Source organism: Rhodopseudomonas sp. BAL398, assembly GCF_033001325.1.
Taxonomy (GTDB): Bacteria; Pseudomonadota; Alphaproteobacteria; order Rhizobiales; family Xanthobacteraceae; genus JARJEH01.
In genome coordinates this window covers 2,506,359-2,530,661 of record NZ_CP133111.1, presented here as the reverse complement: position 1 = coordinate 2,530,661, position 24,303 = coordinate 2,506,359, and the positions used below count along the sequence as shown (strand labels likewise).

Below are 24,303 nucleotides of genomic sequence, written 5' to 3'. Positions count from 1 at the left end.
CCGGGATCGGCGCGGTGGCCGTCACCTTTAGGGGTGCGTAAGAGGAGCCGGCCGGCCAATCTACGGAAGCGTGGTTGTGAGCCGACTTCCCGCATGGCGGCCTGACCGGATCCATCGTCCCGGCGAAGGGACCTCGCGCGGGGAAGACCTGGTGTCGTGGGCCTCCCCGAACCGATGATTTCTCCCTGTTAAGCTGCCAGCGCCTTGGCGTTGGGGTTGAACGGCTTGGTGTCGGCGAGCATGCGATGCAGGACGACCGCGAGCTTGCGCGCCAGCGCGACCTTGGCCTTGCGCAGGCCGGCGCGCCGGGCGATCCGCATCGCCCAGCTCTTCAGTTCGGTGCAGTTCTTGACCGGCTTGGTCAGCATGACATGAGCCGCCTGATAGAGCGCCTCGCGCACCGAAGCATCGCCGATCTTGGTGATGCGGCCGGTGTAATCGGTCTGTCCCGATTGATACTTCTTCGGCGTCAGGCCGAAATGCGCGCCGGCCGCCTTCGACGAGTTGAAGCGCGCCGGATCGTCGATCGCGCAGGCATAGGTCAGCGCCACGATCGGGCCGACCGACGGCGTCGTCATCAGCAGCCGCGCCTGCGGTTGCGCTCTGGCGAGCTGCACGACTTGTTTGTTCAGGCATTTGAACTCGCGCAGCAGCACCGCATGAACCGCGAGCAGCGCCTTCGCAATCGACGCCAGCGCCGCGTGTCCGGCGACCAATTCTTCGATCCGCGCCGCGAAGCTGCGCTCGGTGGTCCTGCCGACCTTCAGCCCGAAGCCGCGCAACACCCCACGCAGACTGTTCTCGACGTCGAGCAGCTTCGACTGCAGCAGCTTGCGCGCGGTCAACACCGCCCGAACCTCCTGCGCTTCGATCGACTTGCAATGAACCGGCCGGAACCAGCCCAGCCGCATCAATTGCGCGATGGCGCGGGCGTCGTTGCGATCGGTCTTCACCGACATCGCCTTGAAGGCGTCGCGGACATGCCGGGTCTCCAGTAGTTCGACCGCAAGACCGGCACCGCGCAACCCGGCGTATAACCATTGCGACAGCGGTCCCGCCTCAAGGCCGATCCGTTCGAGAGTCCAGCCCTGCGACCCGAACCAGGCAATCAACGCCTCCGGCTCGCTCGCGACCTTGGCCTCGCGCAAAATCTTGCCCGCGCCGTCGACGATGCAAACCGCAGACTGTTCCAAAGACACGTCAATTCCTGCATAGTGGTACATGGTCGTCCCTCGATGATGCTTGGAGCGGGCTTGCCCAACTCCGGTTCATTGACACCATCATTTTGAGGGACGACCGCCTCCCGGGGAAGCCGCACGCGAGCGCGCTCTCAAATCGCGCCGTAGCGAGCGTGCGGCTCCAGCGGCCGGCCCGTTACCCCATCTACTTGCTGGAGACCGCGCTGGCGGGGTGAGCACGACGGGCGCGATGGGCCGGTTGACTTGCGCCGCGCCGCGGGATTGGCTGGGCGCCAAGCGGCGGAATGCCGTGCAAGGAGGGGACATGCCAAGTAAATCGACAGGGCGGTCGGCGCCGGTGGGATCGTGGCGGCGGCGCTGCTGGCCATGGCGATGACGGCGGCCATGCCGGCCCGCGCCGATGACGTCAGCGGCATCTGGCTGCGCGACACCGGAGCCTCGAAGGTGAAATTCGCGCCCTGCGGCGGCGCGCTGTGCGGCAGCCTGGTCTGGATCAAGCCCGGGACCGATACACCCGCCAAGGTCGGCCAGCGGGTGTTCTACGACATGAAGCCGTCCGGCCCGAACGCCTGGGCCGGCAGCGCCTTCAACCCCGAGGACGGCAAGACCTATACGGGCAAGATGAGCCTCTCCGGCGGCACGCTGACCACCCAGGGCTGCGCGATGGCCGGGCTGATCTGCAAATCCTCGACCTGGACCCGCGCCAAATAAGCGATGGGCGGCGGCCGGCCGGTTGTCGCCCATCCCGCATATCGCTCCGCTCATGCGGGCTGCTTGCTACTTGCTGCCTGCCATAGGGCGACGCGACGCATTCGCGCCAAGGCAAAGGCTGGCCGCGACAACCAGCGCGATGGCGGCGACGCCAAGGGATGCGTCGAAGGATTGGGTCCTGCCATGGATCGCGGAGGCGATCAGCGGGCCGATGATCTGGCCGACCCCATAGGCGGCGGTCAAAACGGCCAGCATGCTGAAACGCTGTGTCGCAGCCAGCCGTCGCGCCGCCGGCATGACGATGGTCACGGTGCCCATGAAGGTGCCGCCGACCAATAAAGCGGAGCCGATATAGGCCACCGGGCTGTGCAGAACCGGCAGGGCAACACCGATCGCCTGAAGCGCCAGATTGACCATCAGGCTGGCGCGGGTGCCCCAGCGATGGTGGAGGGCGTGCCAGATGAAGCAGGACGGCGCAGCGCCGAGGCCGAAGATCGCCCAGACATGCACCGGATCGAGCGAGCCGAGTGCGCTACGAACCAGGAGCGGCAAATAGGTCGCCGTAATGATGTAGCCAAAACCGGCCAGACCATAGATCACCACCAGCCGGGCCGCACCGAAAGGCGGTGCCGCCGCGCGCGGCTGCTGCGCGGCGGGCGCGTCGTGAGGCTCGTCGTGAGGCGCGGTGCGATCGATGCGGAACTGGATCGTCACCGCGATCGCCCCGATCACCAGGGCGGCGATGGCAAGCGTCAACCAGTTGGCACGGCTTGATATCGCGGCCGCATGGCCGGCCGCGATGATTTCAGCCGAGACCAGGATGCCGATGCCGACGCCGGCGAACAAGGTGGGCGCGCCATGGTGATGGCGGCGATCATGGATCAGCCAATGCGAGGCGGCCACCATCGCGACCGCGCTCGCCCCGCCCGCCAGGCCGCGAATGGCAACGATCAGCCACTCCGGATTGGCCAGGGCGAGAACGCCGAGCATGATGATGGTGGTGGCACTTGCCCATGCGCAAAGCTGACGGCTGGATATCCGCGTCAGCACGCCCGCCAGCAAAGCGCCGATCAGGTAGCCGGCATAATTCGCCGAGGCCGCATAGGAGCCGCCATCGAGCGAGATCTGGCCGTCAGCGACCATCAGCGGATAAAGGCCGGTGAATGCGAAGCGGCCGAACCCCATGCCGACAACCAGCGTCAAGGCCGCGGCCGCCGCCGCAAGCTGATTAGTTCGACGCATGGGGGCTTTCAATCTCCGAGACCGCGCCCAGCATGCCGCGCAACGCCATGAATGCCGGTGTCTTGAATCCGGGCCGGCTGGCCAGCACCGTCTCGACCTTCATCAGCGGCTTGATGGTGAAGCGCTCGGCATCCGGAACGAGATCGAGCACGCTTCGCGGCAGGATCGCAAAGCAGGAGCCCGCCGCGGTGCAGGCCACCATGGCGTGATACGACCTGACCTCCTGAAACCGGATCTGTGCGGGTCTGGAGCCGGACTCCGTCATCCAGTCTTCGGCGAGTATCCGGTAGGTGCAGCCTGGCGCGAAGGCCGCAAGACAGCGCGGCTTGATGTCGTCGGCGCGCGCGACCGCGGGGTGGCCGGGCGGCAGCACCAGCAGCAGTTCTTCGCTGAACAAAGCGACAGTATCGAGGGCATCTTGCTCGAGCCCCCAATCGCCGGGGGGAATCGCAATGACGGCGCAGTCGATATGCTGCGCCAGCAAGGCGTCGATCAGTTGCCGGGTCGGGCCCGTCGACAGCTCGATCGTCACCTCGGGCCATGTCGCATTGAACCGCGCCAAAGGCTGCGGCAATCGCGCAGCGGCGGCTGATTCCATCGAGCCAATTCGCAAAACGCCAAGCGGGGCCCCGGGATGCACGGTCTGCAGCGCCTCGTCGGCCAGGTTGAGGATGCGGTCTGCATAATCGAGATAGGTGCGCCCCTCGGCGGTCAGCGCCATACGCTTGTGGTCCCTCTGGAACAAGGCCACGCCGATTTCCGCCTCGAGCTGCTGGATCCGCGTGGTGACGTTGGAGGGCACCCGGCCGAGCAACTCGGCCGCGCGGGTCACGCTTTGCTCCCTTGCCACCGTGCGAAAAACCGAAAGCGAGGCGAGATCCACGGCAATTCTCCAGAGAATGAATTGAGGGATATGATTCTCTATTTAAGAATGTAAGTCAAATTACATTCTTTAACGAAGAATTTGCGGGGCGCACTGGCCGCTCACCGGGCGTGGGGCTTCGGCGCATAGCCGCCGCGCTGATCGGCGGTGGCTCTGAGGCGCTGCGGCCGCGTCGCCACATGCTACCGTGCGGCCAATGCGAGGGAGGATCTGATGACGCAATCGACTGCCGCCAAGCGCGCGGCGTTTCGCCAGCTGCATGACGATGGCTGTTTCGTCATTCCCAATCCGTGGGATGTGGGCTCGGCGCGCTATCTGCAGCACGCCGGCTTCAAGGCGCTGGCCTCGACCAGTTCGGGCTATGCCTGGTCGACCGGCCGCGCCGATAACCATGTCGGCTGCGCCGACGTCATCGACCATCTGACCACGCTATGCGCGGCGACCGATCTGCCGGTCAATGCCGATTTCGAGGCCGGCTTCGCCGACGATGCCGAGGGCGTCGCCGCCAATGTGACGCGCGCGATCGCCACCGGCCTGGCCGGCCTGTCGATCGAGAATTCAACCGGCCGGCCCGACCAGCCGCTGTATGACGACCGCCTCGCTGTCGAACGCATCGCCGCCGCCCGCGCGGCGATCGACGCAACTGACCCCGCCGTGATGCTGGTGGCGCGCTGCGAGGGGTTTCTGACCGGCGAGCGCGATCTCAACAAGACCATCGCGCGGCTGGTCGCCTTCGCGGACGCCGGCGCCGATTGCCTCTACGCGCCGGGCCTCAGCGCGGCGGACGACATCGCCGCCGTCGTCAAGGCGGTGCATCCGAAGCCGGTCAACGTGCTGATCGTGCAGCCTTCGATGACAGTCGCCGCCTTGGCCGCCCTCGGCGTCCGCCGCATCAGCGTCGGCGGCGCGCTGGCCCGCACCGCCTGGGCCGGCTTCATGCGCGCCGGGCAGGAGATCGCGGAGCAGGGCACGTTCACGGCATTCGCCGGGGCGGCGAAGGGCGCGGAGCTGAACGGGTTGTTTGCGGGGGAGTAGTCTTGTCATTCCGGGGCCTGAGAGCGAAGCTCGAGCGAACCCGGAATCCAGAGATGCTCAGCACAGGAACCCCGGCCGCCTTCACGCCGCCCAACTCGCCGACAGTGCCTCCGCCTGCCGCAGCACTGTTTGCACCGCTTCGTCCTGCAAGTCGGGCGGATAGCCGTGTTTGCGTAAGATTCGTTTCACCAGCACGCGCATCCGCGCCCGCGCGCTTTCGCGGTGGGACCAGTCCACTGAAGCGCTCTTCTTGAGGGAGACGAGCAATTCGTGCGCGATCAGCTTGAGCGAATCGTTGCCCATCGCCTCGACGGCGCTGACGTTTTCGGCGAGCGCGTCATAGAAGGCAATTTCCTCCGGCGACAACCCTTGTTCTTCGCCGCGCTGGCGGGCGGCGCGCACCTCCTTGGCCAGCGCGATCAGTTCCTGCAACACTTCGACGGTCGAGATGGCGTTGCTGTGATAGCGGGCGATCGCGGCTTCCAGCCGCTCTGAAAACCGTTTGGTCTCGACTACATTGGTCTTGCTGCGCGAGCGGATTTCATCGTTCAGCAGTTTACGCAGCGCCTCCAGCGCCAGGTTCTTCTTGTCGAGCTGCTGCACTTCCGCCAAAAATTCATCCGACAGGATCGAGATATCCGGCGTGGAGATTCCCGCGGCGGCGAGAATGTCGACGATTTCGGTCGAGACCACCGCGCGATCAAGGATCTGCTGGATAGCAAATTCGCGCTGGGCGTTGCTCTGACCTGAGCTTTCGGCTGATTTCACCAGCGCAATTCGCACGGTCTGGAAGAACCCGATTTCATCGCGGATCGCACGAGCCTCGTCGCTGGCCGCCGCCAGCGAAAACGCAACAGACAGCGCGCGCACGGCGTCCTGATAGCGGCGGTTCTCGCGGCGCTTGCCGTCTTCGCTGGTTTCCCGCGCCGCGGCCTCATGCTGGCGCGCGAGAATCCATTCGATGGCTTCGGCTAGAACGACCAGACGCTGGTGCGGCGTACCGGCTAGGCCCCGCGCATAGTCGAATCCGTGATACATCGCCTTGACGATTTCGTACTTCTCCAGCAGCACGCCGATCGCCTCGGCCTCGTCGATGCCGGCCTGGCGCTGGTCCGCGCGGGAATAATCGCCGAGCGCATTCTTCAGGTTCTGCGCGATGCCGATATAGTCGACGACGAGCCCGGCCGGCTTGTCGCGGAAAACGCGGTTGACGCGGGCAATCGCCTGCATCAGCCCGTGCCCCTTCATCGGCTTGTCGACATACATCGTGTGCATCGACGGCGCGTCGAAGCCGGTCAGCCACATGTCGCGCACGATCACCAGCTTGAGCGGGTCGTTCGGATCCTTGGCGCGCTTGGCCAGCAGGTCGCGGCGCGATTTCGGGCCGACATGGCGCTGCCAACTCTCTGGATCGGCCGCCGAGCCGGTCATCACCACCTTGATCGCGCCCGACGCGTCATCGTCGCTGTGCCAGTCCGGGCGCAGTGCGATGATGTGGTCGTAGAGGGCCACGCAGATGCGGCGGCTCATGCACACCACCATGCCCTTGCCGTCGAGGGCGGCGATCCGGTCCTCGAAATGCTTGACCAGATCGGCCGCAACCATCTCGAGCCGCTTCTTCGAGCCGACCAAGGCCTCGACGGTCGCCCATTTGCGCTTGATGCGCTCCTGTTCGGTGGTCGCTTCGTCTTCTGTCAGTTCATCGATCTCGGCGTCGATCGTTGGCTTCTCTTCGGGACGAAGCTCGATGCGGGCGAGGCGGCTTTCGTAGTAGATCGGCACCGTGGCGCCGTCTTCGACCGCGCGGCTGATGTCGTAGATGTCGATATAGTCGCCGAACACCATCGGGGTATTGACGTCGTCGTGCTCGATCGGCGTTCCGGTGAAGCCGATGAAAGACGCGTTCGGCAGCGCGTCGCGCAGATATTTGGCGAAGCCGTAGGCGATCACACCGGTCTTCTGCGCAATCTTGGCGCCGAAGCCATACTGGCTGCGATGGGCTTCGTCGGCGATCACCACAATGTTGCGCCGGTCGGACAGCATCGGGTAGATCGTCTCGCCGCTGGCCGGCGCGAACTTCTGGATGGTGGTGAAGATCACCCCGCCCGCGGCGCGGCTGAGCGCCGACTGCAGATCGTTGCGGTTCTCTGCCTGGATCGGCGTCTGCCGGATCAGGTCGCGGCACATCGAAAAGGTGCCGAACAGCTGGTTGTCGAGATCGTTGCGGTCGGTGATGACGAGAATGGTCGGGTTTTCCATCTGCGGATGGCGCACCAGCTGGCCGGCATAGAACGCCATCAGCAGGCTCTTGCCGGAGCCCTGGGTGTGCCAGATCACGCCGATCCGCTTGTCACCTTTCGCGTAGTTTTCGACCCCGGGCAGGCCGTAGGCGGCGGGGTCTTCGCTGAAGCCCTGAAGGCCCGGCGACGCCGCTTGCGTGCCGACATTCAGCGCCAGAGCGCGGATCGTCGAGTCCACCGCGCGCTTCACCGCGTGAAACTGGTGATAGCCGGCGATGATCTTGGCGACGGCCTTGTCGGTCTCGCCGAACACGGTGAAGTCGCGCACGAGGTCGAGCAGGCGGCGGCGCTCGAAGATGCCGTCGATCAGTACGCTCAGTTCCGGCAGGCCCTTGGCGGCGATCACCTCGCCGTCGGTGGTGCGCCAGGGCATGAAGCGTTCCTGGTCGGCGGTCAGCGAGCCGATCCGCGCCATGATGCCGTCCGAGGTGACCAGCACCGCATTGGTGCGGAACAGGGCTGGGATCTGGCTTTTGTAGGTCTGCAACTGGTTGTAGGCGCCCGCCAGCGTGGCGCCGGCGCCACCGGGCGCTTTCAGTTCGATCACGCCGAGCGGCAGGCCGTTGACGAACACCACGACATCGGGCCGGCGGTTGATCGGGCCGGCAATCACCGAAAACTGGCCGGTCGCCAGCCAGTCGTTGGCCGAGGGATCGTCGAATTCGATCAGGCGGACCTTGTCGCCGCGGATGGTGCCGTCGTCTCCATAGAATTCGACATCGATACCCTCGACCAGCAGCTTGTGCAGGCGACGGTTTTCTTCGATCAGCGACGGCTTTTCGGTGGCGAGGACTTTGCGTAGCGCGTCGCCGCGTGCTTCCGCCGGGATGGCCGGATTGAGTCTTTCGATCGCGGCCGCGAGCCGCTTGACCAGCACCACATCCGCATAGGCTTCCCGCTCAGGGGCCTTGCCGTCCGGGCCGATCTCGGCGTCGGATGACACCGCATAGCCGAGCTTGCCGAGGTGATCGAGAACCATCCCCTCGACATCGGCTTCGGACAGGTACGCCACGCCAACCTCCGTTCAGCCCGTGAGGGCGTCCATCATGATGACTTCTTCGTCGGCTTTTTGCCGGCAGGCGGTTTGGATAATTGCCGCGCCTGCTGCTCGAGTTCGGCGAGGTCGCTGATTGCCTCTGCCTCGGCGGCGTCGGTCTCGGCGGCGCGGCGGCGCTGGTCGAAGGCGTCGAAACGCTCCGCCACGATCTGCTCCATGCGGGCATGGGAGACGCGCCCCGAGCCCTGCAGCAGGGCGCGTTCGTTGAAGGCGACAAAGCGATCGGTCTGCGCCATCCATTCGGCCATGGTGGTCGGCTGGCGGTTGCGGGCGCGCAGCTCGGCGAAATCCAGGAAGGCGGTGGTCAGCAGGTTGAGGTCGCTGATCTCCTCCGCCGTCAGATAATTCTTCGAAATCGCGACGTCGGCCTTGCGGACGCGCTCGCCCTTCCAACTGGTCAGCGCCATGTTCGGCCGCGACGGGTCGGCGCGGGCGACGATCAGTTCGGCGGCGGTCATCCCGGTGATGGCGAACACCAGCTTGTTCTGGATCGTGGCGAAGAAGGTCTTGGCGGTCTCCGCCTTGGGGTCGTAATCGGCGCTGGTGGCGGCGAACAGGTCGCGGACTTTTTGGTAGAACCGTTTCTCGGATGCCCGGATGTCGCGGATGCGTTCGAGCAGCTCGTCGAAATAGTCGGTGCCGGCCGGGTCCTTCAGGCGGTCGTCATTCATGACGAAGCCCTTGACCAGATAGTCGTTCAACACCTCGGTGGCCCAGCGCCGGAACTGGACCCCGCGGGCGCTGCGGACGCGGTAGCCGACCGCCAGGATGGCATTGAGATTGTAGAGCTTTGTCGCATAGCGCTTGCCATCTGCCGCAGTTGTCAAGGATTCCTTGACAACTGCCCCCTCGGCCAGTTCGGCGTCGGCAAAGATGCTCTTGAAGTGCAGGCTGACGTTCTGCTTGGTGGTGTCGAACAGCAGCGCAATTTCGGCCTGGGTCAGCCAGACGGTCCCGTCCACCAGCCGCAACTGTATCGCGTCCCGGCCGTCCTCGGTGCGGTAGAGGATCAGTTCGCCTTCCCCCTGGCCGCCCTCAGCACTCATGCGGCTTCCCCGGCGATTTTCTCGGCGTCCTTGATGCGGATTTCGCCGGACATCAGTTTGGGAAGGAGAAGGTCGCGGGTGGCGGCGAGGGTGCGACTTTCCAGCTTGTTTGCTTCCGCGCGATCCAAAAGCGCGCTCGTCGCAGCATTGAAGGCCGCGAAGAGGCTTTCGGGAGCGCCAACAATTTCGGTTGCTGCAACGAGCTCCGGGCGTACTGCCGGATAGGCGCCGCCATCGGCCAAGTGCGAGAGTCGGTCTATGTTCTCCTTTGAGGTGGCGGCGAGGTAAACAGCTTCCCGAAAGATATTCTTGGTCGGCCGAAGCACGGCAAACCCCGTGCTTCCCGTTAAACCCGGTGCGGAAACGAAAGCATATGATCCGTTGCCGGGGCGGACAGTTCCAACAATCGTGTCGCCGGGGCGCAAGATGCGTTGTGCACGACTTGGTGCTGCGTCACTTGCGAATGGGGTGATCGCTTCAATAGTCCCCCATTTTGTGTTGGAGAGATCGACATAGTCGACCGTGGCCGGATAGTTCGCCCGGGACCAGCTTTCTGGGTTCAAGTTTGCCACATCCGACAGAGCGCCAACAGTCCAGCCCTCGGGTATGCCGCCATCATCGATTGAGTCAGGGAATAGCGACCAGATATCCGCCGCAAGGTAAGGCGCGCGGCCTTCCATCTTGGCGCGGGTTGGGCCGAAATCGACGAACCAGTCCTTGAAGATCGCCCGCGCCATCGCTTCCAGCGTCTCGTTCATCCGCCGGTTCAATTCGATCTTGTCGTCGAGGGCGCCGAGGACCGAGGCGATGGCCTGCTGATGCTTTTTGCCTGGCGCAAAGATTGGAATTCGATTGAGATTTCCTTTCGTAAGTTTTGGCATCGTCGAGCCGGACAAGTAGCTCGTCACGTCAGCTGTCAGAAGTGCGTACAATAGAAACCGAGTATCAGCGTTATCGTTGCCTTTAACAATGTGCGCATGATTGTTCACCCAGAATCTACCGTCGGCTAGAAAAGCGATTGGTAGCTTGCGGGTCCTAAGATTTTCGCCATCTTCGGCTATAAGAAGATGTAGTCCTTCAAATAAGTAATCGTCGACATAGTCAACGATGCCGGAAGCGCCATAGTAGGGGTAGGGTCCAGATCGGCGATCCGTCTCCTTTATCGGGATTCGTCGAGCGTCAAGATTTTCGGTCAGTTCGGAGAGCGTCCGAACGCTCCACTCAACCATTTGGGGTTACCTTCGCCAATGCTTGAAAAATCTTTGCCGTCAAGTTCTCTGCCGTGATGAACTGCTCACTAAGTGTCGCTTTCAACGTGGAAAATCGCTCGACGAATGGAGCTTCTTCGTCTTCAGCATCGGCTGCGCCGACATAACGCCCCGGCGTCAGTACGTAACCGTGGCCCTCAATTTCCTCCAGTTTCGCCGCTTTGCAGAACCCCGGCACGTCCTCGTAGGCGCCAGCGTCGCTCTCGCCGCGCCACGCATGATAAGCCCGCGTGATCTTGTCGATATCGGCGTCCGAAAACTCTTTCCGCGTACGGTCCACCATATGTCCGAGCTTGCGGGCGTCGATGAACAGGATTTCGCCGCGCCGGTCGCGCAGTTTTGCGTCGCGGGCGATGCCGTTGGATTTGTCGCGGGCGAGAAACCACAGGCAGACCGGGATCTGCGTCGAATAGAACAGCTGGCCGGGCAGGGCGATCATGCAATCGACCACGCCGGGCTTGCCGTCGACGCCTTCGATCAGCGCCCGGCGAATGGTGTCCTCGCCGCTCTGGGTCGACGACATCGAGCCGTTGGCGAGCACCACGCCGGCGGTGCCGCTCGGCGCGAGGTGATGCACGATGTGCTGGATCCAGGCGAAGTTGGCGTTGCCGGCCGGCGGCACGCCGTAGCTCCAGCGCACGTCTTCGCGCAGCCGGTCGCCGCCCCAATCGGAGATATTGAACGGCGGATTGGCCAAAATGTAGTCGGCCTTGAGATCGCGCAACTCGTCCTTGTGAAAACTGCCCTCGCTGTTCCACTTGATGTCGGCGTCGATTCCGCGCACCGCGAGGTTCATCTTGCAGAGCCGCCACGTCGTGTAGTTCGACTCCTGGCCGTAGACTGCGATGTCGCCGATCCGGCCTTCGTGCTCCAGCGCAAATTTTTCCGACTGCACGAACATGCCGCCCGAGCCGCAGCAGGGATCGTAGACCCGGCCCTTGTAGGGCTCCAGCATCTCGACCATGACGCGGACCACCGAGCGCGGCGTATAGAACTCGCCGCCGCGCTTGCCTTCGGAGCCGGCGAACTGGCCGAGGAAATATTCGTAGACGCGGCCGAGCACGTCGCGGGCCTGACCTTTTTCCTGGCCGAGTGCGATGCCGGAGATCAGGTCGATCAATTCGCCGAGCATCACCGCGTTCAGCGCAGGCCGGGCGTAGTCCTTCGGCAGCACGCCCTTCAGGCTGTCGTTGCGCTTCTCGATCGCGATCATCGCCTCGTCGATCAGCTTGCCGATCGACGGCTGCTTCGCGCTCGCCTGCAGATGCGACCAGCGCGCCTCCTTCGGTACCCAGAACACGTTTTCGGCCGCATATTCGTCGGGGTCCTCGGCGCCGTCCGGATAGTCGGCCAGCAGCTCGGCGCGCTTGGCCTCGAAAGCGTCGGAGATGTGCTTGAGGAAGATCAGGCCCAGCGCGACGTGCTTGTAGTCCGACGGCTCCATGTTGCCGCGCAGCTTGTCGGCGGTCTTGAACAGGTCGGCCTCCAGGCTGCCATTGCCATTGGGGCGGGGTGCCTTGGCCGGAGGGGCGATCGGCGCCGGCTGCGCGACTTCGGTCTTTACGACTTTCATTGTCTCGGCCTCAGCCAAGGCCACCGAACCGCCGCGCCCGCGGCCGAGCGTCACGAGGTCTTCGGCGACCAGCTCGTCCTTCACCGAGTTGTAGGTGGTATCCTGCCATTGCAGCGCCTCGCGCAAGCGTCCGTTGCCGGCGGCGCCGCCGAGTTCGGCCAAGACAGCCAGGAATTTATCTTTTCGCGTCTGACTGGCCATTCCGTCCCAACTCGATTCGTTTTTGCTGCGCCTCGGCGCCGCTGTCCCGGTTAAATTGTTTGTGGCCAAAGGGCCCCGAACTTCAAGGTGTTATTTCGGATGGGGCAGTTGTGATCCGATCAGAGTGGGCACATCGGCGCAGCGCGCAGCACACCGATCATGCTGTCGACACTCTCCTCCCGCCCAGCAGGGCGATGGCATTTGAAGCGCTGCGAAGCCGCGCCGGGTTGGGCGTGCAACGGGCGCTGCTATTCGCCGCAACCCCCACCCCGCCCGGCTTCGCTGCGCTGCGCCGGGCGACCCTCCCCACAAGGGGGAGGGTGATCCCGCTGCGACCGCACCTTCATGTGCGAACGCTACCCTTATCGCCTTCGCCTTGGTCCCCGGCTTGGCCCTCTCGGCCGCAGCGCCGGGTGATCCCAGTCCGGCGGCGTATGGGCGTCTTCCAGCAGGGCCATCGCGGCGGCGGGGATGCGGTCGAGATTGACGCCGCCCGCGCGCATATCCTTCAGCGCCTTGCGGAGCGCGGCGTCGCGGTCGATCCAGTCCTGGCCGCTGCGCGCCGCCAGGGCGCGATAGCGGCGCGGGCGCCGGCTGCCCATGGCTTCCAGCCGCGCCATCTTCAGCACCTGCATCGCCTCGATCAGCCGGTCGAGATCGACGCTCGGGCTTTGCCACAGCTCGTCGACGCAGCGCTCGGCGAGCTGGTGCAGCCTGGTGCCGAGCATCCGCAGCTTCAGCCGGCGGCCGGCGCGGGCGGTCGGCACGGTGTCGGAGGCGCGCGGCGCGAAGGGGTGACGCGGCCAGCCACCCTCGCGCGCCCAGCGCCCGACGGTGCCGGCGCTGACGCCGGTCCTGGCCTCGATCTGCTTGTAGGTCAGCGTCGTCTGTTCGATGAGCCGGCGCACAGTGGCGACGGTGGCATTGGTGTGCAGCCGCTTGCAGCCCTTCGGGCGTCCGCCCGGAACCGGCGGCGGCCCGTCATCCTGCGTGGCCAGAATCGGCCGCTCCGAGGAATCGATGACGCGAATGCGGGGGGCGAACAAAGGGACAAGAGGATAGGGCATACTGACTCCCAGGGGCCGAGATTCGATCGCCAAAGGAATATAAGCCTAAACCGGAAATGAGCAAGTGCAGCGCGGCGCTGGAGCTGTTCGGGGGCGTCACGCCTGCTCCGGCCGTCGGACGATGCGATGTGGGCGCGACGGGGGAGGGCGGGGCATTGGCGGCTTGTCGGGAACGACCGCGCTTTCGTCGCGTTGCCCGGCTTGGAGAACCCGCTATGCTGGCGGGCTATCCCCCATCTAACCCGGAGTTGTTGATTGAGCGTCGCCTTCACCAAGGAAGACAGTGCCGAGACGGCGTCGGAGACGATGCTGCCGGAGCGGCCCATTTCGTCGCACCCCAATTGGGTCACCGCCGCCGGTTTGAAGGCGCTGGAGGCGCAATTGGCGCAGGCGCAGGCAGGTTGCGAGGCCGCCGCGGCGATCGAGGATGTCAATGAACGGCGCCGGGCGGAAGCCAGCCCCTCGCGCGATGCGCGCTATTTCGCCGCGCGGCTGCGCAGCGTCGAGCTGATGCCCGATCCCACCTCGACCGACAGCGTCGCGTTCGGCAGCAAGGTGACCTTCAGGCGCAGCGACGGCCGGGTGCAGACCTATCGGATCGTCGGCGAGGACGAGGCCGATCCCAAGGCCGGATCGATTTCCTTCGTCTCCCCGGTGGCCCGGCTGCTGCTGCGCAAAGCCGTGGGGGATGTGGTCGGCGCCGGTGATCAGGAACTCGAGATCATGGCGATCGCCTAGCCTGGTTCGCCGGGATTGTGCCTAGGGAGAAGGCGCCGCAGTGACGGCGGGGCGTCAGGTCCCTGCCTTCACCTCGATCACTGCGCGGGCGAAGAATTCGTCCATTTTCACCCGGATCTGCTGCTCGGTCAGGGTCACGCCCTTGTCGGAGAGGTCCTTGGTGACCTTGCGGATCACATCGGCGTCGCCGGCTTCCTCGAAATCGGCGGCCACCACTTCCTTGGCATAGGCCGCGGCGGCGTCGTCCGACAGCCCGATCTGCTCCGCCACCCACAGCCCGAGCAGCTTGTTGCGGCGGACTTCGGCCTTGAATTTCTGCTCTTCGTCGAGCGCGAATTTCCTCTCGAAGCCTTCCTCACGCTTGTCGAATGTCGTCATGATTGCGGCTCCGGTCCCTTTGCGGCCGCTCATAATTTGGCTGGCCATTTGCGCTGCGTTGTTTGAATGCCTAGATAACCAGCAAGCGCGGTCAAGACAACTGCCGCGATGCCGCAAGCAGATCGGTAAAACTTGGGGCCTGGACACCGGATCGATTGTGCTGGAGTGCCCAATCAGCTAGGTTGCCCTCAGGCAAGGTTCTTGTTCTGTTTCCTGTACCAGGCCTTCACGGCAGCTCCGCCGTGGGTCGTAATCGCCAGACGGAGCCCACCAATCCCATGGATTTCAACAACACACGGTACATCCCCATGAGCCGTCGACGTCGCATTTACGAAGGCAAGGCGAAGGTTCTTTATGAAGGACCCGAACCCGGAACCCTGATTCAGCACTTCAAGGACGACGCGACCGCGTTCAATGCCAAGAAACACCAGGTGATCGAGGGCAAGGGCGTTCTCAACAACCGGATTTCGGAATTCCTGTTCCAGCATCTGAACGATATCGGGGTACCGACCCACTTCATCCGCCGGCTCAACATGCGCGAACAGCTGATTCGCGAGGTCGAGATCGTGCCGCTTGAGGTGGTGGTGCGTAACGTCGCCGCAGGCTCGCTGTCGGAGCGGCTCGGGATCGAGGAGGGCACCCAGCTGCCGCGCTCGATCATCGAGTTCTATTACAAGAACGACCAGCTCAACGATCCGATGGTCTCCGAGGAGCACATCACCGCCTTCGGCTGGGCCACGCCGCAGGAAATCGACGACATCATGGCGCTGGCGATCCGGGTCAACGACTTCCTGACCGGGCTGTTTCTCGGCATCGGCATCCGCTTGGTCGACTTCAAGATGGAATGCGGCCGGCTGTTCGAAAACGACATGATGCGGATCATCGTCGCCGACGAGATCTCGCCGGATTCGTGCCGGCTGTGGGACATCAAGTCGAACGAGAAACTGGACAAGGACCGCTTCCGCCGCGATCTCGGCGGCGTGCTGGAGGCCTATACGGAGGTCGCCAAGCGGCTCGGCATCCTGATGGAAAACGAGCGCCCGGCCGGCTCCGGCCCGGTGCTGGTGAAGGGATAACGCATCCCTCATGGTTCGAGACGCGCGCCAACGGGCGCGCTCCTCACCATGAGGACACCCCATACCGAGGCGCGGGCGAGCCCACGTCTTGGAGCCTCACCCTGAGATGCGGGCCAGCCCGCGTCTCGAAGCCTCATCCTGAGGAGCGGGCGGAGCCCGCGTCTCGAAGGGGGAGGCGAAGCTGCAGACAGCTCCCGCAGGGGAGCAAACATAGGTTACGTCGCCAGATGAAAGCCCGCGTCACAGTCACATTGAAGAACGGCATCCTCGACCCGCAGGGCAAGGCGATCGAAGGCGCGCTGAAATCGCTCGGCGTCGACGGCATCGCCAGCGTCCGCCAGGGCAAGGTGTTCGACATCGAGATCCCCGGCGCCGACAAGGCCAAGGCCGAAGCGGCGTTGAAGAACGCCGCCGACAAGCTCTTGGCCAACACCGTGATCGAGAATTATGCTATCGAGGTGCAGGGCTGAGCTTTAGGAGATCGGGTCATGGCTGAGGTCAGCAATGAGTTGATTTATGAAGTGCTCAAATCCGTTCAGGGACGGCTTGCGCAGGTCGATGGCAAGGTCGATGAGCTCAAGCAGGAAATGCAAGGGCTTCGGTTTTCCCAGAACGGCCTACGCCAGGAAATTACCGGTATCCATACCGAACTGGCCGGCATCCACGCCACGCTGATCCGCCATGAACTGCGGCTCGATCGAATCGAGCAGCGCCTCGAACTCAACGAAGCAACCATTTGATGAAATCCGCCATCCTCGTCTTCCCCGGCATCAACCGCGAGCGCGACATGGCGCGGGCCTTGACGCTGATCTCCGGCCACGAGCCCGCGATGGTCTGGCACGCCGAGACCGAATTGCCGAAAGGCACCGACCTCGTGGTGGTGCCCGGCGGCTTCTCCTATGGCGACTATCTGCGCTGCGGCGCGATCGCCGCGCGGGCGCCGGTGATGGACGCGGTGCGCAGCTTCGCCGAAGGCGGGGGACTGGTGCTCGGCGTCTGCAACGGCTTCCAGATCCTGTGCGAGTCCGGCCTGCTGCCCGGCGTGTTGATGCGCAATGCGCGGCTGAAATTCATCTGCCGTGACGTCCATCTGCGGGTCGAACGCTCCGATAGTCCGTTCACCCGCGGCTACAATGCCGGCCAGGTGATCCGCGTGCCCGTGGCGCATGGCGAAGGCAATTACGAGGCCGACGAAGAGACGCTGAAGCTGCTCGAGGGCGACGGCCGGGTGCTGTATCGCTATTGCTCAGCGCAGGGCGAAGTCGGCGAGGCGCATAACATCAACGGCGCCGCGGCCTCGATCGCCGGCATCGTCAATGCCCGCGGCAATGTGCTTGGCATGATGCCGCATCCGGAAAACCACGTCGAAGCCATCATGGGCTGCACTGACGGCCGCGGGTTGTTCGCCGGCCTGGTGCAGCATCTGGAACGCGCGGCGTAGCGCGGCTACTATTTTCGCCGTCCACGTTCACTGTCATTCCGGGGCGCGAGGCCGCAGGCCGAGCGAACCCGGAATCTCGCGCAGCGTACCTGCTGACGGTCGGCTATCGCCTGCGGCAAGATTCCGGGTTCGCTCGCAGCTATCGCTGCTCACGCCCCGGAATGACAGTTTTGGGCTAGGCCTGTCATGCCGCGGCCCTCTGGACGCGATCGGGGCAGGCCACTATCTTGGCCCGAGGAGGCATCCATGGCGACGATGATTTCCGAGGTCTATGACGCTTTTCTTGCGTCCGGCGCGCCGGAGGACAAGGCGCGCAAGGCGGCCGAAGCGATGGCCGCCTATGAGGGGCGCTTCAACAAGATCGAGAGCGACCTCAATCTGCTGAAGTGGATGAACGGAATTACCTGGGCGCTCTGCTTTGGAATTCTGTTCAGGCTATTCCTTCGTTAGCATTGCCCCCAGCGGCGCCGTCGGCGCTCAGTGACTATCCCCGACCTCGCTCGGCGGCAGCTTCTTCTTCACCCGCTTGATCGTCCCGGAGAAGGTGAATAGCGGCCGCTCGGCGCTTTTCAGCATGCCGCGGATGAAGATCAGCGAGCCGCCGGCGCGGGTGATTTCGCCGGTGGCTTCGATCAGCTCGCCCTCCTGGGCGGCGTCGAGGAATTCGCAGCCGAACGCCACCGTCACCGCGGGCGCCTGCAATTCATGCGCCGCGAAGGCAAACAGGCAGTAATCCGCGAAGGTCATGAAGCAGCCGCCATGGACGTTGCGCATGCCGTTGAGATGCTTCTTCTCGACCCGGAAAGCGCAGCGCACGCTGCCGTCGGCCTCGACCCGATGCCAGAACGGGCCGTTATTGGATTCGAAGGTGTCGCGGCTCCAGGTTCGCCAGCCGGCGAATTCGCCCTCGGTCGCGATCATCAGATCGGGGCGATGGGCGCGGGCGATGTCGGCTTGCTTGGTCACGCGTCTGATCCTTTCGTCGAATGCTCCGTGCATAAAACCGATCGATCGCTGCAATGCAATGCCATCTGGCGCGGCCGGGGCCGGCGGCCCGATTGATGCTGCGCAATTCCCAGCTTTGCGGCGGCTGTATAGGCTTCCCCGGTCGGCGCCAATGAGGGAGACCAAGAGTGAGCGACCAGATCAAATACGTTCTCGACGAACAGCACATTCCGAAATCCTGGTACAATCTGAACGCGGATTTTCCCAAGCCGATGCCCGCGGTGCTGCATCCCGGCACCCATCAGCCGATCACCCCGGCTGATCTCGAGCCGCTGTTTCCGATGGAGCTGATCCGCCAGGAGGTCGCCACCGAGCGCTATATCGACATCCCCAAGCCGGTGCGCGACGTATTCCGGATGTGGCGGCCGTCGCCGCTGGTGCGCGCCCGCCGGCTCGAACAGGCGCTCGATACCCCGGCCAAGATCTACTACAAATATGAAGGCGTCTCGCCGGCCGGCTCGCACAAGCCGAATACGGCGGTGCCGCAGGCCTGGTACAACCAGCAGGCCGGCATCAAGAAGCTGTCGACCGAGACCGGCGCCGGGCAGTGGGGCTCGTCGCTGGCTTTCGCCGGCTCCTTGTTCGGGCTCGACGTGCTGGTGTTTCAGGTCCGGGTGTCGTTCGACCAGAAGCCGTATCGCCGCGCGCTGATGGAGACCTATGGGGCGCGCTGCATCGCCTCGCCATCGACCGAAACCGAATCCGGCCGCGCCATTCTGGCCGAGCATCCCGACAGTCCCGGCTCGCTCGGCATCGCGATTTCCGAAGCGGTCGAGGTCGCGGCGAAGAATCCGGAGATCAAATACGCGCTCGGCTCGGTGCTCAATCACGTGATGCTGCACCAGACCATCATCGGCGAGGAATGCATCAAGCAGTTCGAGATGGCGGGCGACGATCCCGACATCGTCATCGCCTGCGCCGGCGGCGGCTCGAATTTCGCCGGTCTGGCATTCCCCTATCTGGGGCTGCAGCTGCGCGGCGGCCGCACGCGGCGCATCATCGCGGTAGAGCCGGCGGCGTGCCCGTCGCTGACCCGCGGCAAATACGCCTATGATTTCGGCGACACCGCGCATCTGACGCCGCTGGTGAAGATGCACACGCTGGGCTCGACCTTCATGCCGCCGGGCTTCCACGCCGGCGGGCTGCGCTATCACGGCATGGGGGCGATGGTGTCGCACGCCCATGAACTCGGCCTGATCGAGGCGCGCGCCTATCAGCAGGTCAAGTGCTTCGAGGCCGGCGTGATGTTCGCCCGCAACGAGGGCATCGTGCCGGCGCCGGAAGCCACCCACGCGGTGCGCTGCGCCATCGACGAGGCCCTGCGCTGCAAGGAAGAGGGCAAGGGGCAGACCATCGTGTTCAACCTGTCGGGTCACGGCCATTTCGACATGCAGGCCTATATCAATTACTTCGAGGGCAAGCTGGTCGATCAGGACTACAACGAGTCGGATCTGGCGATGGCGCTGGCCGGATTGCCGGCGGTGGCTGCCTAGACCGACACGTTCTGGTTCACTGTCTTGCGTGCCCCGGACGCAGCGCAACGCGCCGCCCTTGCGGCGTGGTGCGCTGCAGATCCGGGGCCCCGCTGTATTGTTGGCGTCAGGACCGGGGCCCCGCTGTTGTTGGCGCCTGAACCGGGGTCCCGGTTCTGCGACGCGGCATGAAGAATGCCGCATCGCGCCCGGGACACGGGATGGATTTGCGATCCGGCGCAGCGCTGCGCGCCGCATCGCGCCCGGCGCATCGCCCCCAGAAACCCGCAAAAAGGGCTTTCCCCGCTTGCCCGATCTTTCTAAACAACGGGCACCCGCCGGGCCCTCCGGCGCACCCAGGATTGCGCCGATATGCCCTCGATTGAGCCGAAAATCACCCCGGAACTGGTTGCCAGCCATGGCCTGAAGCCGGACGAATATCAGCGCATTCTGAAATTGATCGGCCGCGAGCCGAGCTTTACCGAATTGGGCATCTTTTCGGCGATGTGGAACGAGCATTGCTCGTATAAATCCTCCCGGCTGCATCTGCGCGGGCTGCCCACCAAGGCGCCATGGGTGCTGCAGGGGCCGGGCGAGAACGCCGGCGTGATCGATATCGGCGACAATCAGGCCATCGTGTTCAAGATGGAGAGCCACAACCATCCCAGCTATATCGAGCCCTATCAGGGCGCGACCACCGGAGTCGGCGGCATTTTGCGCGACGTCTTCACCATGGGGGCGCGGCCGATCGCCTGCCTCAATGCGCTGTCGTTCGGCGCGCCTGAGCATCCCAAGACCCGGCATCTGGTGTCGGGCGTGGTCGCCGGGGTCGGCGGCTATGGCAATTCCTTCGGCGTGCCCACGGTCGGCGGCCAGACCCGGTTCCACACCCGCTATGACGGCAATATCCTGGTCAACGCGATGGCGGTCGGCCTCGCCGACGCCGACAAGATCTTCCTGGCCGCGGCGTCCGGCGTCGGCATGCCGATCGTCTATCTGGGCTCCAAGACCGGGCGCGACGGCATTCACGGCGCCTCGATGGCCTCGGCGGAATTCGGCGACGATTCCGACGAGAAGCGCCCGACCGTGCAGGTCGGCGATCCCTTCGCCGAAAAGCTGCTGCTGGAAGCCTGCCTGGAAATCATGGCGGCCGATTGCGTGATCGCGATCCAGGACATGGGCGCGGCCGGCCTCACCAGTTCGGCGGTCGAGATGGGCGCCAAGGGCAATCTCGGCGTCGATCTCGATCTCGACGCGGTGCCGACCCGCGAGCCCGGCATGAGCGCCTATGAGATGATGCTGTCGGAAAGCCAGGAGCGCATGCTCATGGTGCTGAAGCCCGAAAAGGAAAAGCAGGCCGAGGCGATCTTCAGGAAATGGGGGCTGGATTTCGCCATCGTCGGCCACACCACGGCGTCGAAGCGCTTCGTGGTTCGGCATGGCGGCGAGGTGAAGGTCGACCTGCCGATCAAGGAGCTCGGCGACGAGGCGCCGCTCTATGACCGGCCGCATGTCGAGACGCCGAAGCTGTCGGTGCTGCACGCCCGCGATATCGCCGCGCCGATCGGCACCATCGATGCGCTGGAGAAGCTGCTGGCGACGCCCGAGCTGTGCTCCAAGCGCTGGGTCTGGGAGCAATATGACCATGTCATCGGCGGCAACACCGTGCAGCGCCCCGGCGGCGACGCCGCGGTGCTGCGGATCAAGGACGGCCCCAAGGGCCTGGCGCTGACCGTCGACGTCACGCCGCGCTATTGCGAGGCCGATCCTTACGAGGGCGGCAAGCAGGCGGTGGCCGAAGCCTGGCGCAACATCACCGCGGTCGGCGGCAAGCCGATGGCGATCACCGACAATCTGAATTTCGGCAATCCGGAACGGCCCGAGATCATGGGCCAGTTCGTCGGCTGTCTCAAAGGCATCGCCGAGGCCTGCCGCACGCTCGACTTCCCGGTCGTGTCCGGCAATGTCTCGCTCTACAACGAGACCAATGGACGCGGCATCCTGCCGACGCCCTCGATCGGCGGCGTCGGCGTGCTCGACGATTTCACCCAATCGGCGACTTTGGCCTTCAAGGCCGAGGGCGAGGCGATCCTGCTGATCGGCGAGACCCAGGGCTGGCTCGGCCAGTCGGTGTATCTGCGCGATATCTGCGGCCGCGAGGAGGGCGCCCCGCCGCCGGTCGATCTGGCCTGCGAGAAGCGCCACGGCGACGTGGTGCGCGGCATGATCCATTCCGGCACCGCGACCGCCGTGCATGACCTGTCCGACGGCGGCCTGTTGGTGGCGCTGGCCGAGATGGCGATCGCGGGCGGCATTGGCGCGGCGCTCGACGCCGCCCCGGCGGCGACGGTGCCGCAGGCCTGGTGGTTCGGCGAGGATCAGGGGCGCTATCTGGTCACCGTGCGGCAAGACGATCTGCTTGCCGTGCTGACCAAGCTGAAGACCGTCGAGGTGCCGTGTACGCAGCTCGGGCTCACCGGCGGCCCGGCGCTCGCCATCGCGGGCGAACGCGCCGTCGACATCAAGGCCCTGACCCACGCCTTCGCGCATTGGCTGCCGGACTACATGGCGGGCAAGGCGTAACAGCGGCTTCGTTGGGGCGCTGTCCCTGTGCAGCGTCTCACGACAACGCGGCTGTCACTCCGGGGCGCGAACCGCGCCAGCGGTGAGCGAACCCGGAATCTCGCTGAAGCGCTCGGCCGTGCCGCAAGATTCCGGGTTCGCTCGCCCAATGGGCTCGCGCCCCGGAATGACAGCAGAAATGTATCGCGGCGCGGAGCGAACTAACAAGTCTACAGCACCCGGTGCGCGCCCGGAATCCTCCGCAGCGCCGCCGTCGTCGCCCAGCTCAGCACCAGCGCGCCCGCGAAGGCGATCAGGGCCTTGGCGATGGCCGGCAGGTCGTAGTCGAACAGCCAGTATTGCATCCACAGCGCAAAGGCGTAGTGCACCAGGAAGATGCCATAGGCGTCGGCCTGCAACGGATCCAGCACGCTCCAGCCGCCGCGCCGGAAGCGCAGGAAGAACGCCAGGATGGCGAAGATGAAGGCGGCGCTGAAACCCGCGAAGGCGAAGCCGTAGCACAGCTCATACCATTGCGGCAGCATGTCGGGATTGCCGAGGATTTCGCGCTTGATGTAGATCAGCGTCCACATCGCCCCATAGGGCAGCAGCGACAGCAACGCCCAGCGCCACCAGCCCTTGGCCAATTGTCCATCGACGCACAGCACGCCGCCGTCGATCCCGCCGGCGCCGATGCCGACGCCGATGAAGAAATACAGCACGTAGAACATCACCCGGCTGGCCTGAACCGAGAATGGCCCGTATTCGAACCAATAGCTGGGGCCGAAATACAGCCGCATCGGCACATAGACCAGCGCGGTGATGGCGAACACGATCAGCAGGAACCGGCCGGCATGGGTGAAGCCGTGTTGCGCCAGCAGCCGCATCGGCGCGATCACGCCCGGCGAGATCCGGTACAGCAGGCCGCCGATGATGTTGAAGAGGAACAGCACCCACAGAAACCACAGCGGACCGCTCGGCCACGGCCCCACCGTGATCATGTGCCACCAGAACGCGCCAAAGCCCATCTGCGGCGCCTGCCGCAGCGCCAGCGCGTAATAGGCGATCGGGATGATGGTGACGGCGGCGATCGCGAAGGGCAGCATCAGCCGCACCAGCCGGTCGCGCGCAAACGCGCCGGGCACCGGCCGATGGTCGAGGCTCGGCCACAGGAACAGCCCCGACAGCATGAAGAACATCGCCATGAAGAAACTGTCGGTGGCGAGCACGACGCAGTCGAAGCCGAGCCAGGATTTCGGGTCGGTATGGCCGAAATACGTATAGGGGATCACCGCGTGGTGGATCAGCACCAGCACGGTGAGAAACGTCCGGGTGCGGTCGAGCGCCGCATTGCGCTTGGCGGACAGGACCGCCGCCGGGGCGAGCGCGGCTGCCGCAGGTGGTGCAATGGTGGTGATCATCCGCCCCTCCGCGGTGGCGTCGTCAGGAGATGCTGCAGTCGCACGCCGGACTCCGCAAGGTCAATCTTGGCAAGCTCAATCTTGCCATGCGCTCGGCGACCTCGACGGTCAATCGGCCGGCACGTCCTCGATTTCAACCTTGTCGGGATAGAACGCCAGATAGCCTTCGATCTCGGCCATCGCCGGGAACGGCTGCTCATAGCTCCAGATCGCGTCGGCGATGGCGGTGCCGCCGGCATCGATGCTGTAATAGCTGGCATCGCCCTTATAGGGGCAATGGGTGACGCGGGCGCTGCGCGCCAGCACCGCCATATTGGCGTCGTCGCGGGGGATATAGTGCACCGGCGGATAGCTCGCCTCCCGCAGGGTCAGGGCGCGGGTGGTGTCGGCGAGCACCACGCCGCCGACCGAGATGCGGAGGCGATTCGGATGCGGCACGATGGCGATCGGATGGTCGGGGCCGGGATTTTTCATGGGCGGTCCTCTCGTGGGTGCATTGCCGTGCAGATGTGCGCTTTCTGCGGGCTTTGAAAGACCCGCGCCGCAATATAGTATCGGGATAACGGCGCCGCGCGGGGCCGCGCCGGATTGAGCAGCGATCGCCGAGGGTCCGCCGGGTCCGACACAA

23 protein-coding genes are annotated in these 24,303 nt (G+C 64.7%); 11 read left to right on the top strand and 12 right to left on the bottom strand.

Features of this window, described 5'->3' with window-relative positions:
• Nucleotides 1-188: 188 nt before the first annotated feature.
• Nucleotides 189-1,223 carry an IS110 family transposase gene (locus tag RBJ75_RS12080; RefSeq protein WP_276156421.1) on the bottom strand — a complete coding sequence of 345 codons (1,035 nt, stop codon included), beginning with the start codon at nucleotides 1,221-1,223 and terminating at the stop codon, nucleotides 189-191.
• 342 nt (nucleotides 1,224-1,565) lie between these two features.
• Between RBJ75_RS12080 and RBJ75_RS12075 the strand changes: the two genes are divergently transcribed.
• Nucleotides 1,566-1,910, top strand: coding sequence for a DUF2147 domain-containing protein (locus tag RBJ75_RS12075; protein ID WP_044410055.1), 345 nt, complete (start codon nucleotides 1,566-1,568; stop codon nucleotides 1,908-1,910).
• A 66-nt stretch (nucleotides 1,911-1,976) separates the two neighbouring features.
• On the opposite strand, the gene RBJ75_RS12070 is transcribed toward RBJ75_RS12075, so the two are convergent.
• Together RBJ75_RS12070 and RBJ75_RS12065 are read right to left on the bottom strand one after the other, a co-directional pair.
• The gene (locus RBJ75_RS12070) at nucleotides 1,977-3,152 is read right to left on the bottom strand and encodes a YbfB/YjiJ family MFS transporter (protein ID WP_044410053.1); all 1,176 of its coding nucleotides are present in this window, start codon (nucleotides 3,150-3,152) and stop codon (nucleotides 1,977-1,979) included.
• The gene (locus RBJ75_RS12065; RefSeq protein ID WP_234707390.1) at nucleotides 3,139-3,984 is read right to left on the bottom strand and encodes a LysR substrate-binding domain-containing protein; all 846 of its coding nucleotides are present in this window, start codon (nucleotides 3,982-3,984) and stop codon (nucleotides 3,139-3,141) included. The genes RBJ75_RS12070 and RBJ75_RS12065 overlap by 14 nt, the downstream gene beginning before the upstream one ends.
• 264 nt (nucleotides 3,985-4,248) lie before the next feature.
• On the opposite strand from RBJ75_RS12065, the gene RBJ75_RS12060 reads away from it, so the two are divergent.
• Complete coding sequence (locus RBJ75_RS12060) at nucleotides 4,249-5,070, top strand: oxaloacetate decarboxylase (protein WP_044410047.1); 822 nt, start codon at nucleotides 4,249-4,251, stop codon at nucleotides 5,068-5,070.
• A gap of 81 nt (nucleotides 5,071-5,151) precedes the next feature.
• On the opposite strand, the gene RBJ75_RS12055 is transcribed toward RBJ75_RS12060, so the two are convergent.
• The 5 genes from RBJ75_RS12055 to RBJ75_RS12035 all read right to left on the bottom strand — a co-directional run bounded on the left by RBJ75_RS12055 (nucleotide 5,152) and on the right by RBJ75_RS12035 (nucleotide 13,582).
• Nucleotides 5,152-8,382: a type I restriction endonuclease subunit R gene (locus RBJ75_RS12055; RefSeq protein WP_044410045.1), complete on the bottom strand. Its 3,231-nt coding sequence runs from the start codon at nucleotides 8,380-8,382 to the stop codon at nucleotides 5,152-5,154.
• 32 nt (nucleotides 8,383-8,414) lie between these two features.
• On the bottom strand, nucleotides 8,415-9,473 hold the full coding sequence (locus RBJ75_RS12050; protein WP_044410043.1) for a virulence RhuM family protein: 1,059 nt from the start codon (nucleotides 9,471-9,473) through the stop codon (nucleotides 8,415-8,417).
• Nucleotides 9,470-10,702, bottom strand: a complete 1,233-nt coding sequence (locus RBJ75_RS12045) for a restriction endonuclease subunit S (RefSeq protein ID WP_276156411.1) — start codon at nucleotides 10,700-10,702, stop codon at nucleotides 9,470-9,472. The genes RBJ75_RS12050 and RBJ75_RS12045 overlap by 4 nt, the downstream gene beginning before the upstream one ends.
• The gene (locus tag RBJ75_RS12040; RefSeq protein WP_234707466.1) at nucleotides 10,695-12,515 is read right to left on the bottom strand and encodes a type I restriction-modification system subunit M; all 1,821 of its coding nucleotides are present in this window, start codon (nucleotides 12,513-12,515) and stop codon (nucleotides 10,695-10,697) included. Before RBJ75_RS12040 ends, RBJ75_RS12045 begins: the two co-directional genes overlap by 8 nt.
• Nucleotides 12,516-12,877: 362 nt before the next feature.
• Nucleotides 12,878-13,582 (bottom strand): hypothetical protein, encoded by a 705-nt coding sequence (locus RBJ75_RS12035; RefSeq protein ID WP_044414529.1) that lies wholly within the window; start codon nucleotides 13,580-13,582, stop codon nucleotides 12,878-12,880.
• A 255-nt stretch (nucleotides 13,583-13,837) separates the two neighbouring features.
• On the opposite strand from RBJ75_RS12035, the gene greA reads away from it, so the two are divergent.
• Complete coding sequence (greA, locus tag RBJ75_RS12030) at nucleotides 13,838-14,320, top strand: transcription elongation factor GreA (protein WP_044414530.1); 483 nt, start codon at nucleotides 13,838-13,840, stop codon at nucleotides 14,318-14,320.
• A 54-nt stretch (nucleotides 14,321-14,374) separates the two neighbouring features.
• Here greA and RBJ75_RS12025 read toward each other — a convergent pair whose 3' ends face one another.
• A complete protein-coding gene (locus RBJ75_RS12025) occupies nucleotides 14,375-14,698 on the bottom strand; it encodes a DUF1476 domain-containing protein (protein WP_044414537.1) in 324 nt (107 codons plus the stop codon).
• A gap of 308 nt (nucleotides 14,699-15,006) precedes the next feature.
• On the opposite strand from RBJ75_RS12025, the gene purC reads away from it, so the two are divergent.
• The 5 genes from purC to RBJ75_RS12000 all read left to right on the top strand — a co-directional run bounded on the left by purC (nucleotide 15,007) and on the right by RBJ75_RS12000 (nucleotide 17,665).
• Nucleotides 15,007-15,774 (top strand): phosphoribosylaminoimidazolesuccinocarboxamide synthase, encoded by a 768-nt coding sequence (purC, locus tag RBJ75_RS12020; protein WP_173427370.1) that lies wholly within the window; start codon nucleotides 15,007-15,009, stop codon nucleotides 15,772-15,774.
• A gap of 227 nt (nucleotides 15,775-16,001) precedes the next feature.
• Entirely contained in the window at nucleotides 16,002-16,244 is a 243-nt protein-coding gene (purS, locus tag RBJ75_RS12015; protein ID WP_044414532.1) for a phosphoribosylformylglycinamidine synthase subunit PurS, read from the top strand.
• Between the two features lie 18 nt (nucleotides 16,245-16,262).
• Complete coding sequence (locus RBJ75_RS12010) at nucleotides 16,263-16,514, top strand: hypothetical protein (RefSeq protein ID WP_044414533.1); 252 nt, start codon at nucleotides 16,263-16,265, stop codon at nucleotides 16,512-16,514.
• Nucleotides 16,514-17,215 carry a phosphoribosylformylglycinamidine synthase subunit PurQ gene (gene purQ, locus RBJ75_RS12005; RefSeq protein ID WP_044414534.1) on the top strand — a complete coding sequence of 234 codons (702 nt, stop codon included), beginning with the start codon at nucleotides 16,514-16,516 and terminating at the stop codon, nucleotides 17,213-17,215. Before RBJ75_RS12010 ends, purQ begins: the two co-directional genes overlap by 1 nt.
• Before the next feature lie 246 nt (nucleotides 17,216-17,461).
• On the top strand, nucleotides 17,462-17,665 hold the full coding sequence (locus RBJ75_RS12000) for a hypothetical protein (RefSeq protein ID WP_044416136.1): 204 nt from the start codon (nucleotides 17,462-17,464) through the stop codon (nucleotides 17,663-17,665).
• Nucleotides 17,666-17,692: 27 nt separating this feature from the next.
• Here RBJ75_RS12000 and RBJ75_RS11995 read toward each other — a convergent pair whose 3' ends face one another.
• Entirely contained in the window at nucleotides 17,693-18,136 is a 444-nt protein-coding gene (locus tag RBJ75_RS11995; protein ID WP_044416138.1) for a PaaI family thioesterase, read from the bottom strand.
• A gap of 212 nt (nucleotides 18,137-18,348) precedes the next feature.
• On the opposite strand from RBJ75_RS11995, the gene RBJ75_RS11990 reads away from it, so the two are divergent.
• From RBJ75_RS11990 to purL, 3 genes are all read left to right on the top strand, one after another.
• Nucleotides 18,349-19,713, top strand: a complete 1,365-nt coding sequence (locus RBJ75_RS11990) for a TrpB-like pyridoxal phosphate-dependent enzyme (protein ID WP_044416134.1) — start codon at nucleotides 18,349-18,351, stop codon at nucleotides 19,711-19,713.
• Nucleotides 19,714-19,737: 24 nt separating this feature from the next.
• Entirely contained in the window at nucleotides 19,738-19,884 is a 147-nt protein-coding gene (locus RBJ75_RS29490) for a hypothetical protein (protein WP_411194507.1), read from the top strand.
• Nucleotides 19,885-20,064: 180 nt separating this feature from the next.
• Complete coding sequence (gene purL / locus RBJ75_RS11985; protein ID WP_044410250.1) at nucleotides 20,065-22,275, top strand: phosphoribosylformylglycinamidine synthase subunit PurL; 2,211 nt, start codon at nucleotides 20,065-20,067, stop codon at nucleotides 22,273-22,275.
• Between the two features lie 209 nt (nucleotides 22,276-22,484).
• On the opposite strand, the gene RBJ75_RS11980 is transcribed toward purL, so the two are convergent.
• On the bottom strand, nucleotides 22,485-23,675 hold the full coding sequence (locus tag RBJ75_RS11980; protein WP_044410247.1) for an acyltransferase family protein: 1,191 nt from the start codon (nucleotides 23,673-23,675) through the stop codon (nucleotides 22,485-22,487).
• 108 nt (nucleotides 23,676-23,783) lie between these two features.
• On the bottom strand, nucleotides 23,784-24,149 hold the full coding sequence (locus tag RBJ75_RS11975) for a DUF427 domain-containing protein (RefSeq protein WP_044410244.1): 366 nt from the start codon (nucleotides 24,147-24,149) through the stop codon (nucleotides 23,784-23,786).
• Between the last annotated feature and the right edge of the window lie 154 nt (nucleotides 24,150-24,303).

Excerpts from the sequence above, each read along its gene's own strand:
- RBJ75_RS12080 (WP_276156421.1), bottom strand. The coding sequence starts at position 1,223 with ATGTACCACTATGCAGGAATTGACGTGTCTTTGGAACAGTCTGCGGTT.
- RBJ75_RS12075 (WP_044410055.1), top strand. The coding sequence starts at position 1,566 with ATGGCGATGACGGCGGCCATGCCGGCCCGCGCCGATGACGTCAGCGGC.
- RBJ75_RS12070 (WP_044410053.1), bottom strand. The coding sequence starts at position 3,152 with ATGCGTCGAACTAATCAGCTTGCGGCGGCGGCCGCGGCCTTGACGCTG.
- RBJ75_RS12060 (WP_044410047.1), top strand. The coding sequence starts at position 4,249 with ATGACGCAATCGACTGCCGCCAAGCGCGCGGCGTTTCGCCAGCTGCAT.
- RBJ75_RS12050 (WP_044410043.1), bottom strand. The coding sequence starts at position 9,473 with ATGAGTGCTGAGGGCGGCCAGGGGGAAGGCGAACTGATCCTCTACCGC.
- RBJ75_RS12045 (WP_276156411.1), bottom strand. The coding sequence starts at position 10,702 with ATGGTTGAGTGGAGCGTTCGGACGCTCTCCGAACTGACCGAAAATCTT.
- RBJ75_RS12040 (WP_234707466.1), bottom strand. The coding sequence starts at position 12,515 with ATGGCCAGTCAGACGCGAAAAGATAAATTCCTGGCTGTCTTGGCCGAA.
- RBJ75_RS12035 (WP_044414529.1), bottom strand. The coding sequence starts at position 13,582 with ATGCCCTATCCTCTTGTCCCTTTGTTCGCCCCCCGCATTCGCGTCATC.
- RBJ75_RS12025 (WP_044414537.1), bottom strand. The coding sequence starts at position 14,698 with ATGACGACATTCGACAAGCGTGAGGAAGGCTTCGAGAGGAAATTCGCG.
- purC (WP_173427370.1), top strand. The coding sequence starts at position 15,007 with ATGAGCCGTCGACGTCGCATTTACGAAGGCAAGGCGAAGGTTCTTTAT.
- purS (WP_044414532.1), top strand. The coding sequence starts at position 16,002 with ATGAAAGCCCGCGTCACAGTCACATTGAAGAACGGCATCCTCGACCCG.
- RBJ75_RS12010 (WP_044414533.1), top strand. The coding sequence starts at position 16,263 with ATGGCTGAGGTCAGCAATGAGTTGATTTATGAAGTGCTCAAATCCGTT.
- purQ (WP_044414534.1), top strand. The coding sequence starts at position 16,514 with ATGAAATCCGCCATCCTCGTCTTCCCCGGCATCAACCGCGAGCGCGAC.
- RBJ75_RS12000 (WP_044416136.1), top strand. The coding sequence starts at position 17,462 with ATGGCGACGATGATTTCCGAGGTCTATGACGCTTTTCTTGCGTCCGGC.
- RBJ75_RS11995 (WP_044416138.1), bottom strand. The coding sequence starts at position 18,136 with ATGATCGCGACCGAGGGCGAATTCGCCGGCTGGCGAACCTGGAGCCGC.
- purL (WP_044410250.1), top strand. The coding sequence starts at position 20,065 with ATGCCCTCGATTGAGCCGAAAATCACCCCGGAACTGGTTGCCAGCCAT.
- RBJ75_RS11980 (WP_044410247.1), bottom strand. The coding sequence starts at position 23,675 with ATGATCACCACCATTGCACCACCTGCGGCAGCCGCGCTCGCCCCGGCG.
- RBJ75_RS11975 (WP_044410244.1), bottom strand. The coding sequence starts at position 24,149 with ATGAAAAATCCCGGCCCCGACCATCCGATCGCCATCGTGCCGCATCCG.